General features: G+C 64.0%; 17 protein-coding genes and 1 riboswitch. Of the genes, 8 read left to right on the top strand and 9 right to left on the bottom strand.

Annotation, left to right across the window (positions count from 1 at the left end; translation table 11 throughout):
* Positions 1 to 15 precede the first annotated feature (15 nt).
* Positions 16 to 1317 (bottom strand): hypothetical protein, encoded by a 1302-nt coding sequence (locus QEH68_RS19585; protein WP_280624390.1) that lies wholly within the window; start codon positions 1315 to 1317, stop codon positions 16 to 18.
* Positions 1318 to 1319: 2 nt separating this feature from the next.
* Positions 1320 to 1464: riboswitch (cyclic di-AMP (ydaO/yuaA leader) on the bottom strand.
* A gap of 244 nt (positions 1465 to 1708) precedes the next feature.
* Here QEH68_RS19585 and QEH68_RS19580 point away from each other — a divergent pair.
* Positions 1709 to 2773 (top strand): ATP-dependent DNA ligase, encoded by a 1065-nt coding sequence (locus QEH68_RS19580; protein WP_280624388.1) that lies wholly within the window; start codon positions 1709 to 1711, stop codon positions 2771 to 2773.
* 18 nt (positions 2774 to 2791) lie between these two features.
* On the opposite strand, the gene QEH68_RS19575 is transcribed toward QEH68_RS19580, so the two are convergent.
* The 7 genes from QEH68_RS19575 to ptsP form a co-directional block, all read right to left on the bottom strand.
* Positions 2792 to 3064 (bottom strand): DUF6480 family protein, encoded by a 273-nt coding sequence (locus tag QEH68_RS19575; protein WP_280624386.1) that lies wholly within the window; start codon positions 3062 to 3064, stop codon positions 2792 to 2794.
* A 70-nt stretch (positions 3065 to 3134) separates the two neighbouring features.
* Positions 3135 to 3941, bottom strand: coding sequence for an alpha/beta hydrolase (locus tag QEH68_RS19570; RefSeq protein WP_280624384.1), 807 nt, complete (start codon positions 3939 to 3941; stop codon positions 3135 to 3137).
* Positions 3942 to 3964: 23 nt separating this feature from the next.
* Positions 3965 to 4627, bottom strand: a complete 663-nt coding sequence (locus QEH68_RS19565) for a maleylpyruvate isomerase family mycothiol-dependent enzyme (RefSeq protein ID WP_280624382.1) — start codon at positions 4625 to 4627, stop codon at positions 3965 to 3967.
* A 2-nt stretch (positions 4628 to 4629) separates the two neighbouring features.
* Positions 4630 to 4899 carry a hypothetical protein gene (locus QEH68_RS19560; protein ID WP_207595325.1) on the bottom strand — a complete coding sequence of 90 codons (270 nt, stop codon included), beginning with the start codon at positions 4897 to 4899 and terminating at the stop codon, positions 4630 to 4632.
* A gap of 78 nt (positions 4900 to 4977) precedes the next feature.
* On the bottom strand, positions 4978 to 5400 hold the full coding sequence (locus QEH68_RS19555) for a helix-turn-helix domain-containing protein (protein WP_207595324.1): 423 nt from the start codon (positions 5398 to 5400) through the stop codon (positions 4978 to 4980).
* Positions 5401 to 5524: 124 nt separating this feature from the next.
* Positions 5525 to 5803 carry an HPr family phosphocarrier protein gene (locus tag QEH68_RS19550; RefSeq protein ID WP_280624379.1) on the bottom strand — a complete coding sequence of 93 codons (279 nt, stop codon included), beginning with the start codon at positions 5801 to 5803 and terminating at the stop codon, positions 5525 to 5527.
* 27 nt (positions 5804 to 5830) lie between these two features.
* The gene (ptsP, locus tag QEH68_RS19545; protein ID WP_207595323.1) at positions 5831 to 7531 is read right to left on the bottom strand and encodes a phosphoenolpyruvate--protein phosphotransferase; all 1701 of its coding nucleotides are present in this window, start codon (positions 7529 to 7531) and stop codon (positions 5831 to 5833) included.
* A gap of 129 nt (positions 7532 to 7660) precedes the next feature.
* Between ptsP and QEH68_RS19540 the strand changes: the two genes are divergently transcribed.
* The 7 genes from QEH68_RS19540 to QEH68_RS19510 all read left to right on the top strand — a co-directional run bounded on the left by QEH68_RS19540 (position 7661) and on the right by QEH68_RS19510 (position 15568).
* Positions 7661 to 8383 (top strand): TetR/AcrR family transcriptional regulator, encoded by a 723-nt coding sequence (locus QEH68_RS19540; RefSeq protein WP_014923084.1) that lies wholly within the window; start codon positions 7661 to 7663, stop codon positions 8381 to 8383.
* A 66-nt stretch (positions 8384 to 8449) separates the two neighbouring features.
* Positions 8450 to 10486 (top strand): PTS mannitol transporter subunit IICBA, encoded by a 2037-nt coding sequence (locus tag QEH68_RS19535; protein ID WP_280624370.1) that lies wholly within the window; start codon positions 8450 to 8452, stop codon positions 10484 to 10486.
* Positions 10486 to 11634: a mannitol-1-phosphate 5-dehydrogenase gene (locus QEH68_RS19530; protein WP_280624361.1), complete on the top strand. Its 1149-nt coding sequence runs from the start codon at positions 10486 to 10488 to the stop codon at positions 11632 to 11634. Before QEH68_RS19535 ends, QEH68_RS19530 begins: the two co-directional genes overlap by 1 nt.
* A 169-nt stretch (positions 11635 to 11803) precedes the next feature.
* Complete coding sequence (locus QEH68_RS19525) at positions 11804 to 12754, top strand: siderophore ABC transporter substrate-binding protein (protein WP_280624359.1); 951 nt, start codon at positions 11804 to 11806, stop codon at positions 12752 to 12754.
* Positions 12755 to 12779: 25 nt separating this feature from the next.
* The gene (locus QEH68_RS19520) at positions 12780 to 13787 is read left to right on the top strand and encodes an ABC transporter permease (protein ID WP_207595319.1); all 1008 of its coding nucleotides are present in this window, start codon (positions 12780 to 12782) and stop codon (positions 13785 to 13787) included.
* Positions 13780 to 14796, top strand: coding sequence for an iron chelate uptake ABC transporter family permease subunit (locus QEH68_RS19515; protein WP_280624356.1), 1017 nt, complete (start codon positions 13780 to 13782; stop codon positions 14794 to 14796). Before QEH68_RS19520 ends, QEH68_RS19515 begins: the two co-directional genes overlap by 8 nt.
* Positions 14797 to 14809: 13 nt before the next feature.
* On the top strand, positions 14810 to 15568 hold the full coding sequence (locus QEH68_RS19510; RefSeq protein WP_280628052.1) for an ABC transporter ATP-binding protein: 759 nt from the start codon (positions 14810 to 14812) through the stop codon (positions 15566 to 15568).
* A 110-nt stretch (positions 15569 to 15678) separates the two neighbouring features.
* On the opposite strand, the gene cycA is transcribed toward QEH68_RS19510, so the two are convergent.
* Entirely contained in the window at positions 15679 to 17139 is a 1461-nt protein-coding gene (gene cycA, locus QEH68_RS19505; RefSeq protein WP_207595317.1) for a D-serine/D-alanine/glycine transporter, read from the bottom strand.
* Between the last annotated feature and the right edge of the window lie 24 nt (positions 17140 to 17163).

Genomic DNA, 17163 nt, shown 5'->3' with positions numbered 1-17163 from the left:
GTGGCAAGCGGGTGCTCATTTGAGGGTGTCCTTTGCCGCGTCAAGGATTTCTTCAAGTGCCGTCCCGGAGGGCTGCGGCGCGGTGGCCGCACTGGGCTTGCCCGAGGGCTTGGGTTTGGTGGTCTGCGTGGGAGTCCCCGTCGGCGTGGGGGTAGGAGCCGGCGTGGGTGTGACCGTCGGTGTGGTTGTGGGCGTCGGCGTCGTGGGTGGCGTGGTGATCGTGTCCGACGGCACCTCGCTGGGTGCCGGCGCCGGCTGGGTGGGGATCGGGCTGGCGGTGGCCGGGTCCGCGGCGATGGTTGACGGCACTGCGGACGGGACCCATACGGGGTCGGCCAAGGAAACTTTCGGGGTGGGAACCGACGACGGCGACCCTGGTGCGGGTGCCTCCGGAACCGTGGCCGGTTGGCCGCCTGCCGACGTCGCAGCAGCTGACGCGGAGGGCGATGATGCCCTTGAGTAGGAGGCGCTGGGCGCGGGAGCCGCGGAGCCTGAATTCCGGTCGGCGCCGCTGGCTTCCTGGGAGGGGGTCTCCTGGCCGAAGAATGGCAGCTCGAGGGCCTGCCCCAGGGTACCGGCTGTCAGGACCAACCCGAGGGCGCCGGCCACCACGGCCATGCGCTGGCTCATGTGTTTGACGGATGCAGCTTTCCGCAGGACCGTATGGGGTTCCCGGCCCGGCGAAGAGCCGCCAAAACCCGACTTGGCGGCCGTGGGCGCAGCTGCCGGTTTGCGTAGGTCCTTGCGGCTCGCCAGTGCTGCCGAGGCCGTTGCGGCCGCCGCGACCTGGGCAGGGGACTTGCCCCGCGGTGGCTCAGTGCGGGCGGACTCGGCCACCACCGGAATGGCGGCAGTTACGGGCTCCGGGGTGTCGGGTTCCTGAGAACCGTGGTTCGGGGCGGCCTGCTGCACGATGGGAATGGCCGCGGTAGGAGGCCCTGGCGTAGTGGAGGCCGGAGCTGCAGCCTGTGCTGCCTCCACGACGGGAATCGCCGCAGTTGCGGGTTCCTCCTGTGCGGCCGTTTCCGGTGCCGGCTGCGAGGCCGGTGCTTCAGGCGCGATCACGGCCCGTGCCGCACGCTCCCGCTCGGCCGCGCGCTCGGCCGCGCGCGCGGCTGCACGCGTGGTGGGTGTTGCGACGGCTGGGATAGCCGCAGTGGCGGCCTCCGGCGTCGTGCTTGTCGTTCCGGGTGCGGCCACAGTGTCTGGCTGCGCGCTGAGGGGGGATCCGCTGGGGTGGGCCCGACGGCGTCCGGTTGGCTTGGTGCGCCCGCGTTCAGTCTCGGCGCGGCGCGGCTGATCCATGGTTGGGGACATGGTGGTTGCCTCTCAACGCCTTCGAGGTTAGCTGTCGGGTTCGGACGAGGCCGTCCGGCCGCCGTAGCGGCTTCACCCCAAGGACTTGGGAAAGTCCGGGAACTTTTGGGTCCCCCGCCTCTGCCGCGGGTCTGGCGGATTCCGGAATGCGGCAGAGCTCGGCGTCATTCCGGAAGCGGCCCAGCGGAGATACGGGTCGCCCTACGACGGTACATGAGCCGGAAAGTAAAGTCACATTAATATAACGGACGGTAGGCCTCCCCGGATGAGAGGGTCCTGGCGCTTAGGCTTCGGGGCCGGCGCTGGGAGCTCCCGGTGCGGCAGCCACCACGGCCAAGATATCCATCGCCTGGGACTAGCTTCCGCGTGCACCGGCAGGTAGACATTGTCTATGGACCTGCCTGTGATGCCACCCGTCTCGCCCATGCTCGCCAAATCCGTTCCGGCCATCCCCGATGTTGGGCACTACGAGCCCAAGTGGGACGGCTTCCGGACCATAGTCTTCAAGGACGGCGATGAGATCATTCTGGGCAGTCGCAACGAGAAACCCATGACCCGCTACTTTCCCGAACTGGTGGAGGCGCTGCGGAAGAACCTTCCGGACAAATGCGTGATCGACGGCGAGATTGTCCTGATCGAGGGCAACCGGCTGGAGTTCGAGGTGCTGCAGCAGCGGATCCACCCCGCGGACAGCCGGGTCCGGATGCTCGCCGAGAAGACTCCGGCGTCCATGATCGCGTTCGATATCCTTGCCCTCGGCGATGACGACCTGATGGGCACTCCCTTTTCGGAGCGTCGGGCCATCCTGGAACATGCGCTCGCCAAGGCGGAGCCGCCCGTTTACGTCACCCCTGCAGTCACGGACCTTGAGCGTGCAAAGGAATGGTTCGTGCAGTTGGAAGGCGCAGGCCTGGACGGTGTGCTGTCCAAGCCCCTGGATGGGACGTATTTGCCCAACAAGCGCGTGATGTTCAAGACCAAGCACGAGCGCACTGCGGACTGCGTGGTGGCCGGCTTCCGCTGGCACAAGACCGCGAAAGTTGTGGGGTCCATGCTGTTGGGTCTTTATAACGACGCCGGCCGGCTCCAGCATGTGGGGGTGGTGGCCTCCTTCCCCATGGCCCGCAGGGAAAGCCTGGTAGCTGAGCTCGAGCCGTATCAGGTTGAACTGGGCGAGCATCCCTGGGGTGAGTGGGCCAGCCAGGGCGACGGAGCCGGCGGTTCCAGGATTCCCGGTGCCCAAAGCCGGTGGAGCGCGGGCAAGGATTTCTCGTTTGTGCCCCTGCGTCCCGAGCTGGTCATCGAGGTGGCCTACGACTACATGGAGGGCGAGCGGTTCCGGCACACCACGCAGTTCAGGCGGTGGCGGCCGGACCGAACGCCGGAGAGCTGCACTTACTCCCAGTTGGAAGAGCCGGCGGATTATGATCTTGGGGAGCTCCTGGGGCTGCCGTAGCTTGGCGCCCGCAGTTGCTTACTCCTCGTGTCCTTGGTCGCTGCTCATGCTGCCCTCGGCCGGCGGGGTTTCTCCCGGAGGCACTCCTCCGCCGGGTTCCAAGCCCGTGACGTTTCCGTCGAGGGGATCGGGGTTGGAGGATGCGGCGGGGTCCTCTTCTTCGTCCTGGCGCAATTCGGGGTCGGCGTTGACGTCATCCTTGGTGGTGGCCGGGGGCGTTGCGGCACCGTAGGGGCCAGTGGCGCCGGTTGCGCCGAAGCCTTGCTCGTCCTTGTTATCTCCAGTGTTCACGATCGGCCCTTTCGTAAGCAAACTTACTAATGCGATGGCTTCGCCAGCCTAGCCGGGACGCGTGGACTCATCAAGGCGCCTGGCCGTGAAGCGCTGTCGCTGCAACGAAACTCCGGATGGCGTCCGCCACGGCCTGGGGCCGCATGTGTTGCGCTACATGCCCGACGCCGGGGATCTCCACCAAGCGCCCCTGGTCAACGGCCCTCGAAAGCCGAAGCGACCAGTCCGGGCCGGCCACGTTGTCGCGGCTTCCCCTTAGGACCAGCACAGGGACCTTGATACCAGCCAAGCGTTTCTCGGTGGGGTACGTCATCATCACCGGCAGTTCAGTAAGGTACCAGCGCGGACCGCAGCGGAGATAGTCCGACGTGACGATCAAATTGGAGGAGGGGCTTTCGCGGAGCATCCCGTCAAGGAGAAGAGCCACGGACTGGCGCCTCACGTTTTTGTGCCGCGAATCAACCACTGGCCCCATCAGCACCACCTGGCGGACCCGATCCGGTGAATGCAAAGCCGCCTCGATAACAAACTGCGCACCCATCGAATGGCCCACCAAAACGTACGAACCGATGCCGCGGGAAGCGAGGGCCTCCGCAATGAAGGCGCCGTAGTCCTCCACCGAAAGCTGTCGATCAGGCTTTGGAGTCCCTCCAAACCCCGGGAGGTCCAAGGAATAGGTGGGTGCGCTCGCTGCAAGGACTGTGTGCAGCCGGGCCAAATAGCGGTGTGAGACTCCGATGCCGTGAACCAGGACATAGACGGGCCCGGTGGGATCGGCCTCAGAGCCGGCAGCGGGGACAGCGGCAGGCTCAGGCGTGCCCTCAGCCCACAGGATCCGCCCCTTCAATCCCAGAACTTCTACGTCTGCAGACAGCATTGCTGCCGGCCTGCTCCGCGCCCTCATGATGGTGTCCGCCGCAAGAACACCGGAGCCCCGGGGCCACTCAGCTCGTCCTCTGCTATTGGTCGGCCGGACACCGCCAGCAGCAGGGCAATGGCCGGCCCTTCCACAGCAGGGCCATCCCCGTGATCGAAGGATGCATCGGTGGCCACCAGGCGCCAGCCTCCTGCCACCTCCTTGCCTCCGCCCATCTTGGTGCTGGTCCGCACCTGATAGTGCAGGGCAGTGGCCACGTGCGCGGCGGGGTAGTCGCGGCGCATCCCCAGCGGACGGCGGATGTCCTCGCCGTGGACGAACGCCTCCACCAGCCGGGTCCCCAGGCCTGCAGGCGGCCCGGATGTCCGGGAGAGCACGGCTTTCAACTGACTCAGGGTCGTAGCCGGGTCAGGGGTCCTTTCGCGCTCAACACCTACGTCGTTGTCGCGGTCAAAGTTCAGCCGGGAGGCAATCATCCGTCGAATGAAATTAAGGCGCGTGGTTTTGGCGCTGTCGATCACGTGCGCCAGGACATCATGGACGTCCCAGCCAGGGCACAGTGACGGGGTCCTCCATTGGGAGGGCTGAAGTGGTTCAAGGTCCCGGATCAGGGCGCGACGTTCCTCATGCACCACGGGCCACACAACGGAGGGGGAAGTCGAAGCCATACCGCTATTGAACCCCATGCCTACTCCCTTGTGGCGTCGTCTGACCTTGTGGCGTCATCGGATTCGTTGGGGTCGCCTGCCGGGCGTGCCGATTCGGCGGCGGCGGACGCCTCAGCCGCGTCCCGGCGTCGTGCAATTTTTGATTCCGTCCACATCGCAACGGCCACGAACACTGTGCACGCGAACATGAAGGTTGCCACAAAGTTCAATCCCATGGCAGAGCCCAAGGGTGCGGCAAGGGCCATTGCGGCCAACCCGGCCACGATATGCCACCCTTTGAAATTGCCCACCGATCAAGCGTAACCCCGGCTTTAAGGGGTGCCCGCCTGTTGGCTGGGATCGTTGCTTGATCCTTATCACTGTCGACCCTATGAGTCGGCGTCGGCGTCACTTTCGCCGGCTTGGCCCTCCGCCGCGGCAGCCTGTTTCTTCTTCTGGGATTCCAGCCAAGCGATGATGGCAGCTTGCCGGATCCGACGATGTGTTCCGCGGTATTCCACGGGGATCTCGCCGCGGTCGGTCATATTGCGCAGATAGGTGTGCGAGATCCCGGCGAGCTCGGCGGCCTGCGAGGTGGTAAGCATTTCCTCCACGCTGCTGACCGTCACGGTTTCCCCGCGGCCCAGCCTTGCGAGGAGGTCGACGACGGCATCCCTCGCCTCATCAGGCAGGCGGTGGACTGTGCCGTCCACGAACACGGTGATGTCGTCGCTGTCCTGGAGGGAGCGCGCCAGATTCCGGGCGTCGTCGGCGGGGAGTCCTGCGGTGACGCGGGGAGCTATCAATGCCATGGCAGAAGCCTAGCGTGAGCAGTGCGTTTGAAAGCGCTACCCATTTCGATGGTTCGCTGCGCGTTGGGCGACTCCTGCCGTCCAACACGCAGCAAACCATCTAACCGTGACAATCCAGCTAAAACTACTCCGCGTCCAGGTCCGTCTCCAGCAGCTTCACCAGTGCGTCCAGCGCAGCGTCGGCACCGTCACCCTGCGCCCGAAGTACCACGACGTCGCCCTTCGCGGCGCCGAGCGTCATGAGCGAAAGGATGCTGGCGGCGTCGAGCGCGTCATCGGCAGGGGCACCCTGCATGGCGATGGTGACCTCAACCGGCTGCTCGCCTGCGGCCTCGGCGAACAGCGCGGCGGGGCGGGCGTGGAGGCCGGAGCGGCTGGCGATGGTGGCTGTGCGTTCGGGCATGGTTTCTCCTAAGGTCGGAAGTGAAAATTAGAGGCCGAGCTCTTCGAGCACGGGGAGCTTGGCGCGGACCCAGTCGCGGGCCTCGGTGGCGCTGGGCGCGGAAAGGGCCAGGCGGGCGAGTTCCTGCGCCTGCTCCAGGGTCACGGTCTTCAGGACTGTCCCGACGGCGGCCAGCGACCGGGCGGTCATGGACAGTGTGGTGACACCCAGCCCGGTAAGAACGACGGCGAGGGCCGGGTCGGCAGCTGCTTCACCACAAACACCCACGGGTTTGGCGTCACCTTCACGGCCCGAGCTTTCCTGCGCCGCGCCTTCCACGGTGAGCTGCACGAGCCGCAGTACGGCGGGCTGCCAAGGGGTATTGAGTTCGGCGAGGGGGCCGAGCTGGCGGTCGGCGGCCATGGCGTACTGGGTGAGGTCGTTGGTGCCCAGGGAAGCAAACCCCACCTCGCGCAGCACGGTGGCAGCGGTCAGGGCGGCAGAGGGAACTTCCACCATGACACCGGGCGTCCGGATTCCCGCAGCTGCACACAGTGAAGCGAAGCGTCCGGCTTCAGCAGCCGTGGAGATCATGGGTGCCATGACCCACACATCAGCATCGGAATCGGAGGCAGCCCGGGCGATGGCTTCAAGCTGGCGCTCCAGGACCCCCGGCGTGGTGAAGTCGGTACGGTAGCCGCGGACACCCAGCGCAGGGTTGGGTTCGGTGGCGTCCGTGAGGAACGGCAGGGGCTTGTCGGCGCCGGCGTCGAGCGTGCGGAGGACAACTTTCTTGCCCGGGAACGCGTCAAAAACGGCCTTGTACGCTGCGGCTTGCTCGTCCACGGAGGGCTCGGTGTCACGTTCCAGGAAGCAGAACTCGGTACGGAACAGGCCAACGCCCTGGGCGCCCAAAGCGGCGGCCGCCACGGCATCCTTGGCTCCACCAACGTTGGCGAGGAGCGGCACCAAGTGCCCGTCCGCCGTCGTGCCGTTTCCGTCGAATTCGGCGAGGGTGGCTGACGTTTCGGCCCATGCGATGGCAGAAGCCCGGTGCTCGTCAGAGGGCGAAGCCGCCACGAAGCCGGCCGCACCATCGACGTAGATCTCGGTTCCGTCGGCGATGTCGTCAACGCCGTGAGCCGCGACCACTGCAGGCAGGCCGAGCGAGCGCGCGATGATGGCCGTGTGGGACTGCGGTCCTCCACCTGAGGTCACCAGCGCCTGCACCACCGCGGGATTCAGTGTTGCGGTGTCTGCCGGCGCGAGGTCCTCGGCCACCAGGATGAAGGGCGTGTCCGAAGCGGGAATGCCGGGTGCGGGCACGCCGCGGAGTTCAGCCACGATGCGGGCGCGCACATCCAGGACGTCAGTTGCGCGTTCGGCCATGTAGCCGCCCAGGTTGTGCAGCATCTCGGAGACGGACGCGCCGGCTTCCCAGATGGCACGCTCAGCAGAGGAGCCGGCGTTGATCAGCTTCGCCGCCGACTTCAGGAGCATGGTGTCCTTGGCCATGAGGGCGGTGGCTTCGAGCACGGCCTTGCCGTCGCCCGAAGCGCTCTCCGCACGTCCCTTGAGCTCGTCATGGACGGACTGCGCGGCAGCCTTCAAGCCTGCGACTGCGTCTTCCGGGGCAACGTCCGCAGCCAACCGTTCTCCCGACGGCGGTTCGCTCACCGGCTTGGGCATCTGGCGGACGGAACCAATGATGCGGCCAGGGCTTACCCCTACTCCTTGGAAATTCTGCACTGAATCCTCTGTTCCTGCTTGTTGGTTCAGACCCGCCGGCGACGGCACCGGGAGCCTCGAAAACTAGCCTACAAAATTCCTTTGTGAGCCACTTCATATAGCAACGCTATAGGTGCTAGGGTAGCGGTTATGAGTTTCGATGACCAGCTTCCGCCTAAAATTCGGTTGCTTCGCGCAGCTGCCGAGTTGCTGGCGAATTCGGAGGGGTCAGCGGTCTCAACGCGCCAGATCACCAAGCTGGCCGGGGTCACCGCACCAACGCTTTACCACCACTTTGGCGACAAAGAAGGCTTGTTCGACGCCGTCGTTTCAGCCGGATTTGAAGAGTATGTGGCGGGGGAGCGGGATTTTGCGCCGTCCGGGGAGCCTTTGGAAGACGTCCGGCGGATGTGGGATAACCATGTCCAGTTCGGGCTGAGCCAGCCGCATCTGTACCTGGTGATGTTCGGCAACATCAGGCCGGAAAGCCGCCCTGCAATCGTGGCCGATGCTGAAGCGCTTCTGGAGGAAATGCTGAACAAGGCCGCAATTTCCGGTCAGATCAACGTGCCGCCCCGCGAAGCGGCCCGTAGCATCCTGGCGGCCAACGTGGGCGTCACGCTCATGCTGATCGCAGAACCGGTGGAAGAAAGGAACCTCGAGCTCTCAACGATGACCCGGGATTCCATGATTTTTGCCGTCTCCACGGACACCGCCCGTGGCGCCGCAGCGGACGACTCCGGTAAATCGTCCGTGGTTGTTGCGGCAATCGCCCTGAATGCGGCACTGCAGGCCTCACATTCAGACCAACTTTCCAGCTCTGAACTGAAGCTTTTCCTTGAATGGCTTCACCGCATTTCCAGCAGCTCCTAAGGCTGCGTTCTCTCGATCTTTATCGACTGACCCCGCGCCGCCGCGGGACACACGTTAGGAATTCACATGGCAACAGAGACAGTTGCGAAGCCCCGCACCAGCGTGCGCGTTGGTGTTCAGAAGTTCGGAACATTCCTGTCCGGCATGATCATGCCCAACATCGGCGCCTTCATCGCCTGGGGCCTCATCACAGCCCTCTTTATCGAGAAGGGCTGGATTCCAGTCGCTGAACTGGGTGGGTTCGGTACCAATGCCGAGGGCGATCCCAACGTCGGCATCGTTGGCCCTATGGTCACGTACCTCCTGCCAATCCTGATTGCCTACACGGGCGGCCGCATGGTCTATGACGTCCGCGGCGGCGTGGTCGGCGCCATCGCAACCATGGGCGTCATCGCAGGTACGGACGCGCCAATGTTCATCGGGGCCATGATTATGGGCCCGCTGGGTGCTTGGACCATGAAGAAGATCGACGCCCTGTGGGACGGCAAGATCCGCCCCGGTTTCGAAATGCTGGTCAACAACTTCTCCGCGGGTATCTGGGGTGCGCTGTTGGCTTTGGGTGGCTTCTACGGCCTTTCCTGGGTGGTCCAGCGCTTCACTGACGGCGCCGGGGCCGTGGTCGGGTTCCTGGTCAACAACGGCCTGCTGCCTCTGACCAGCATCTTCATTGAGCCGGCCAAGGTCCTCTTCCTCAACAACGCCATCAACCACGGCGTGCTGACTCCGCTGGGTATTCAGCAGTCCCTGGAACAGGGCAAGTCCATCCTGTTCCTGCTGGAAGCCAACCCGGGTCCGGGTATGGGCATCCTGCTGGCGTACATGTTCTTCGGACGCGGTGCGGCCAGGGCTTCGGCCCCCGGTGCAGCGATCATCCACTTCCTCGGTGGCATCCACGAGATCTACTTCCCGTACGTCCTGATGAAGCCCATCCTCATCCTGGCTGCCATCGGTGGCGGCATGACCGGCATCGCTACCCTGGCCATCACCAACTCCGGCCTCGTTGCTCCGGCCGCGCCAGGATCCATCATCGCCGTGCTGGCACAGACTGCCCGCGACAGCTACCTTGGCGTCATCCTGGCGGTTGTCTTGGCCACTGCCGTTTCCTTCCTGATTGCCGCGGTCATCCTGCGCACGTCCAAGAACAAGGGCGAGGATGATCTCTCGGCAGCGACATCCCGCATGGAAGCCATGAAGGGCAAGAAGAGCTCCGTCTCCTCCGCGCTTGTTGGTGACCGCGCCGGCGAACCGGCAGGCTCCCAGCCCGGTACCGTGCTCACCCGCCCGGTCCAGAACATCGTGTTCGCCTGCGACGCAGGCATGGGTTCCAGCGCCATGGGTGCCTCGGTCCTCCGCAACAAGATCAAGGCCGCCGGCTTCCCGGACGTCAAGGTCACCAACTCGGCCATCGCCAACCTCAACGACAACTACGATGTGGTGGTCACGCACCAGGACCTCACAGAACGCGCCCAGCCGCGCACGTCCAGCGCAGTGCACTACTCGGTGGACAACTTCATGAACAGTCCCAAGTACGAAGAGATCGTTGAACTGGTGCGGAGCAGCAACAGCACTACCCCCGCAGCCAGCGCACAGCCCGCGGCCGCAGCAGCCGCCACCCACGGTGCGCATGCCGCTGAACCGGCCCCCGCCGTCGATGGTCAGGCAGCCGGGGGCAAAGGTGTCCTCCTCCGCGAAAGTGTGGTCCTGAACGGCACGGCCACTGACCGTGACGCGGCGATCGACGAGGCCGGAAAGCTCCTGCTGGACCGCGGCGCCGTGGATGTCAGCTACGTCCACGCGATGCACGAGCGCGAGGAATCCGTATCCACCTACATGGGCAGCTTCCTGGCCATCCCGCACGGCACCAACGATGCCAAGGAACACATCAACCACTCGGCCGTGTCCATCATCCGCTACCCAGAGGGCATCGACTGGGGCGGCAAGCAAGTGAAGTTCGTGGTCGGTGTCGCCGGCGTCAACAATGAGCACCTCCACATCCTGTCTTCCATTGCCAAGATCTTCACCAACAAGGCACAAGTTGCCCAGTTGGAGGAGGCCACCACGGTTGACGAGGTCCTGGAGCTGTTCAGAAAGGTCAATGCATAGTGAAGGCAGTCCATTTTGGGGCAGGAAACATCGGGCGCGGCTTCGTGGGGCTGCTGCTTCATGAAGCCGGCTATGAGGTGGTGTTCGCGGATGTCGCGGACGCGCTGATCAGCCAGCTCGCGGTGGCCGGCAGCTACGACGTCCACGAGGTTGGTGAGAATCCAGCGGTCAAGACCGTCACTGGTTTCCGAGCTTTCAACTCCGCATCGCAGGAGGCCGCTGTTGTGGAGGAAATCTCGACGGCGGATGTGGTCACCACGGCGGTGGGGCCGCACATCCTGAAGTTCGTGGCACCGGTGATCGCCCGTGGGCTGGCGGCCCGTCCCACAGACCTGCCGCCTCTCCACGTGATGGCCTGCGAGAACGCCATCAACGCCACGGACCTCCTGCACACGGCGATCCTGTCGGCTTGGGACAATTCCGCAGGTGATTTGGACGCCATCGCGGTTTTTGCCAACACGGCTGTGGACCGCATTGTCCCCAACCAGGCTCCGGGCCAGGGCCTTGATGTCACGGTGGAGACCTTCTACGAGTGGGTCATTGACCGCACGCCGTTCGGTGACAAGGTGCCCACGATCCCCGGCGCCACGTTCGTAGACGAACTGGGCCCGTACATTGAGCGCAAGCTGTTCACGGTCAATACCGGCCATGCTTCGGCAGCGTATTTCGGTTACCAAGCCGGGCTGGAGAAGATCTCCGATGCCATGGCCGATCCGTCCGTGGCCGCGAAGGTCCGGGCGGTTCTGGAGGAAACCAAGGAACTGTTGGTGGCCAAGCACGGCTTTGTCGAGGCCGAGCAGGAAGCGTACGTGCAGAAGATCCTGTCCCGCTTTACCAACCCGCACCTGCCGGACACGGTGGTCCGCGTCGGCCGTGCCCCGCTGCGGAAACTGGGCCGGCATGAGCGGTTCGTTGGTCCTGCCGCGGAGCTCGCTGAGCGCGGTGTCACCCCAGTGGCACTCCTTGAGACGATGTCCGCAGCGCTGCGTTTCGACGACGGCAACGATGACGAAGCCGTGGAACTTGCCACGCTGCTGTCCGAACTGGACGCGGCTGCCGCCGTCGAACGCATCACGGAACTGACGCCGTCGCACCCGCTCTTCCCGGCGGTCCAAAAGCTCGTGGAGGATCGGCAGGCCGAGGCGTAAGCGCCACCCGAAAGTAACAAAGGCTCTCCAGCGGGAGAAAAAAGGGTGACTTCAGTCACAAAATCCCGCTGGAGGGCCTTTCGGTTTTGAAGTTAGCCTCACCTTACTAATAGAGTCAAAAAGCAATTAGGCAACACATCTATGACTTATTAGTGAGTGGAGTACTGGCGTGAAAAAGAGGCTGTCGAGCTACATTGGGGCATTGGCTGCAGGCGCTGCTTTGCTGGCCGTTACGGCCTGTGGAGGCGGGGCAACGGCGTCTTCGCAACCCGAGGAGGCCAGCACCATCACCATCGAGCACGCCCAGGGTTCAACCACCAACGTTCCCGTGAATCCGGCCAAGGTTGTCACCTTCGATCTCGGCGTCCTGGACACCATGAACGCGCTCGGCGTCGAGCCCACCGGTGTTCCCGAGGCCAGCTACCCGGAGGCCCTCAAGAAGTTCTCCGAGGCCAAGTACGCCAAGGTGGGTTCGCTTAAGGAACCCGACTTCGAAGCCGTCAGCTCCGCAGCCCCGGACCTCATCATCGTCTCCGGCCGAACTGCCGGCGCCTATGGGGAACTGAGCAAGATCGCCCCCACCATCGACCTCTCCGTTGATGCGGCCAAGCCCATGGAAAGCTTCAAGGCACAGACCGAGAAGCTCGGCAAGATCTTCAAGAAGGAAGACGAGGTCGCGTCCAAGCTCGCAGAAGTGGACAAGACCGTTGCCGACACCAAGACCAAAGCCGCTTCGGCCGGCAAGGGCCTGATCGTTTTGACCTCCGGTGGCGAAGTCACCGCATACGGCGCGGGCTCACGCTTCGGCATCATCCACGATGTCTTGGGCGTTCCGACGGCCGCTGACGTCAAGTCCGAGGGATCCCACGGCGAGGCTGTCTCCTTCGAATACATCAAGGAAACCAACCCGGACATCCTCTACGTCATCAACCGCGACACCGCGATCGGCACCGCAGGCTCCACTGCCAACCCCATCCTGGACAACGAGCTCGTGAAGTCCACCAACGCCGCCAAGAACAACAAGATCATCAACCTGGATCCCGCAGGCTGGTACATCGTGGGCTACGGCCTGAACAACGTCCAGGTCATGGTCACCGCAGTGGCCGACTCGGTCGCCTGACAACCGCTCCACCTGAAATCCTGACGTGACAACTACCGCCGTGCGCCCCACGGTGCCAGCAAGCCGCAACCGGACTGGCGAAACTGCCCGCCTGGTTGCGGCCGCTGCCGTTGTGGTGGTGATCGCCGTGGCCAGCATTTTTGTGGGTGTCAGCGATGTTTCACTGCCCGCTCTGTTGGCGAACGACGCCGGTGCCTGGGAAATCTTCTGGGTCTCGCGGGTGCCGCGCACCGTGGCCGTGGTCCTGGCCGGCATGGCCGTCGCCGTTGCCGGGTTGATCATGCAGCTCATGGCCCGGAACCGATTTGTTGAGCCGTCCACTGTGGGCACCGTGGAGTCGGCGACACTCGGCATCCTGGTGGTCACCGTGCTGGCTCCCGACTCTCCGATTCCCACCAAGATGCTGGTGGCTTCTGTGTTCGCCGTTCTGGGCACAGCCCTCTTCCTGGCGATCCTGCGGCGCCTTCCTGCCCGTAACACCCTGCTGATTCCGCTGGTAGGCATCATGCTGGGTGGCATCATCGCAGCCGTCACCACATTCTTCGCTTACCGCTTCGATCTCCTCCAGACCCTGAGTAACTGGATGATCGGAGACTTCTCCGGCGTGCTCCGCGGGCGGTATGAACTGCTGTGGATCGTGGCTGTCCTGGTGTTGGTGGGCCTCTTTGCTGCCGACCGCTTCACCGTGGCCGGCATGGGGCAGGACTTCACCACCAACCTTGGTCTGAACTACGCGCGCACCATGCGGTTGGGGCTGATGATCGTTTCGTTGATCTCGGCCGTTGTGGTTACCACGGTGGGTGCCGTGCCGTTCCTCGGCTTGGTAGTGCCCAACATTGTGTCCCTGCTCTTCGGGGACAACCTCCGCCGGGCTGTTCCCTGGACGGCGTTGTTCGGAGCAGCGTTCGTGCTGGTCTGCGACATCATCGGCCGGACCATCCGGTTCCCCTACGAAGTGCCGGTGGGCATGGTCATGTCGGTCCTGGGAGCCATCCTGTTCCTCTTCCTGCTGTTGAGGAAACGCAATGCCTGAAACACTCCTGACCGCACCCCGCCTGTCCGCCCGCACCCGTTGGCGCGACGCCATCCGAAGCACCCCGCCGGGACGGGTGATCGCCGTGTTGGCGATTGCCGCCGTCGTGCTTGTTGCCGTTTTCCTGACCATCGACCTCAAGGGCAACATCGCCTACGTCCTGCCGCGGCGGGTTATCAAGGTTTCGGCAATGCTCTTGGTGGCCGCGGCGGTGGGTGTTTCCACGCTGCTGTTCCAGACCGTCACGGCCAACCGGATCCTGACGCCGTCCATTATGGGCTTCGATTCGCTGTACATCCTGGTGCAGACGGCGCTGGCGTTCGTGGCGGGTGCTGCGACGCTGGCCACGGCTCCGTCCACGCTTAAGTTCGGGCTGGAAATCGTACTGATGGTGGGGTTCAGCGTGCTCCTTTACCGGTGGATGTTCACTGGGGCCACGCGATCACTGCATTTGCTGTTGCTGGTGGGCATCGTCCTGGGGACGCTGTTCCGTGGCTTCTCCTCCCTGCTGCAGCGGCTCATGGAGCCCAGCGAATTCATCATCCTCCAGGATCTGTTCTTCGCCAGTTTCAACAACGTAGACCCGGGACTCCTGGGTGTTTCTGCGGTGCTGATCGCCTTGGTGTGCGTTGGGGTGTGGCGGATGCGGCACACGCTGGACGTGCTGGCGCTGGGCCGGGAAGTGGCCATCAACGTGGGCGTCGACCACAAGCGCGTGGTGATGCGGGTGCTGCTCGCGTGCTCGCTGCTGGTGGCGGTTTCCACCGCCCTGGTGGGGCCGGTGACGTTCTTCGGGCTGCTGGTGGTCAGCCTCGGTTACCAGCTCTGCCGCGGTTTCCGGCACGCTTGGCTGCTCCCCATGGTGGTCCTGATTGGCGCCATCGCCTTGGTGGGTGGCCAGTTGCTGCTGGAACGCGTGTTTGGGTTCGCCACTGCCCTCAGCGTGATCATCGAGTTCACCGGCGGCATCCTCTTCCTTTACCTGTTGCTGAAAGGCTCACTGAAATGATTGGGAAGTGCCCATGATTACCGTCCGGAACGTGACCAAGCGCTACGGCGGCACCACCGTGCTGGACGACGTCACCTGCGAGATCCCCCGCGGCGGCATCACGTCCATCATTGGACCCAACGGTGCGGGCAAGTCCACTCTGCTCTCCCTGATCAGCCGCCTCCAGCCCATGGACGGCGGGGGAGTGTCGGTGGCTGGCTTGGATGTCACAGCGACGCCCAGCAAGGAACTGGCCAAGACCATGGCCATCCTGCGGCAGGAAAACCACCTGACCATGCGGCTCACGGTCCGCGACCTCGTGGCTTTCGGCCGCTTCCCGCACAGCGGCGGCCGGCCCACGGTGGAGGATCTTGAGCACGTGGACGAGGCCATCCGGCAGTTGGATCTGACGTCCATGGCTGACAAGTTCGTGGATGAGCTGTCGGGCGGGCAGCGTCAGCGCGCGTACATCGCAATGGTCTTGGCGCAGGACACCGAATACTTGCTGCTCGATGAACCGCTCAACAATCTGGACATGAAGCACTCCGTGGAAATGATGCGGCTGCTGCGCCGGCTGGCCGACGAGCTCGGAAAGACGATTGTCCTGGTGGTCCATGACATCAACTTCGCGTCCTGCTACTCGGACACCATCCTGGCCATGAAGGACGGCCGGCTCATCCATCAGGGCACGCCCTCGGAGATCATGCGCGCCGGGATGCTGCACGACGTTTACGACATCGACATCCGCATTGAGGAAATCGACGGGGACCGGATTGGCGTGTACTTCGCCTGACCCTCGCTCACCTTTCGCGGGGTGGGGCCGGACGCTCTCTCGCTTGCATCAAGAAAGCCCGACGTCGGCACCGAGGGTGGGTGCCGACGTCGGGCTTTAATTTTGAAGCGTTAGCGCGCTTCCGCGGTTTCGGCCTCGGACATGGCCTTCCATTCGGCCACGCGGGCCTGGTGGAGCGGGGACTTGCGGACCACGGCGTAGGCGATACCGAGGATCGCGAACCAGATGGGCGTCACCATAAGCGCGGTGAGCGTGTCCGGCTGCGTGGTGAGCGCCCAGACGAGGAACGCGAAGAACGCGAAGACAACCCACACCATCGGGATGCCGCCGGGCATCTTGAACGGCGAGGCCGCGTGCTGCCCGGGCCGGCGCTTGCGGTACACGAGGTAGCTGGCCAGGATGATGGACCAGACGAACATGAAGCAGACGGCGGATACGGTGGTCACCATGTCGAACGCCACGCCAACGTCCTTGCCCGCGTAGAGAAGCGCGACGCCGGCCAGCAGCAGGACGCAGGAGAGGAACAGTGCGTTCTGGGGTACTTTGCGGGTGGACAAGCGGCCGAAGAGCTTGGGTGCGTCGCCGTCGTTGGCCAGGCCGTAGACCATGCGGGACGTCGAGTAGATGCCCGAGTTGGCCGATGACATGGCCGAGGTGAGCACTACGAGGTTGACCACGGTGGCTGCCATGCCCAAACCGGCCAAGGAGAACATGGCAATGAACGGGCTCTGGCCTGCCTTGAATTCGGTCCACGGCGTGACGGACATGAGGATGATGAGTGCGCCTACGTAGAAGAGCATCACGCGCAAGGGGATGGCGTTGATGGCGCGGGGCAGGTTGTGCTCCGGGTTCTTGGTTTCGGCTGCTGCGGTGCCAACAAGCTCGATGCCCACGAACGCGAACACGGCAATCTGGAAGCCGGCCACGAAGCCCATGAATTCCTTGGGGAAGAATCCGCCATGACTCCACAGGTTGGTGAAGCTGGCCGTGCCTGCGTTGGACTGGAAACCAGTGAAGATCATCACCAGGCCCACAACGATGAGCGCCACGATGGCGATGATCTTGATGAGGGCGAACCAGAATTCGGTCTCGCCGAACGCCTTAACGGTGGGCAGGTTCAGGAGGAGCAGGATGATGATGGTGGCGATGCCCGGGATCCAGAGTTGGATTCCCGGCCAGAGTTCGTTGGCGTAGCCCGCGATCGCGATGACGTCTGCCACGCCGGTGACTACCCAGCAGAACCAGTAGGTCCAGCCCGTGAAGAAGCCGGCCCAGGGGCCAAGGAGGTCGCCTGCGAAGTCGCTGAAGGACTTGTAGTTCAGGTTGGAAAGCAGCAACTGTCCCATGGCCCGCATGACGAAGAAGAGCATGAAGCCGATGATCATGTACACGAAGATCACAGAGGGCCCGGCGACGGAAATGGTTTTGCCGGAGCCCATGAAGAGGCCGGTTCCGATGGCGCCGCCGATGGCCAGGAGTTGGATGTGGCGGTTGCTGAGCGAGCGTGACAGGTGGGGCTCGCTGTCCCTGCTGGAGGCGCGGAGCTGCCCCTGTGTTGTCTGGTCGGACATTAGTTCAAGAACCCTTCGAAGGAT

The sequence above is a fragment of the Paenarthrobacter sp. OM7 genome, assembly GCF_029873575.1.
GTDB lineage: Bacteria > Actinomycetota > Actinomycetes > Actinomycetales > Micrococcaceae > Arthrobacter.
Note: the sequence above shows the minus strand (reverse complement) of the source record. Positions and strands in the feature narration are given on the sequence as shown.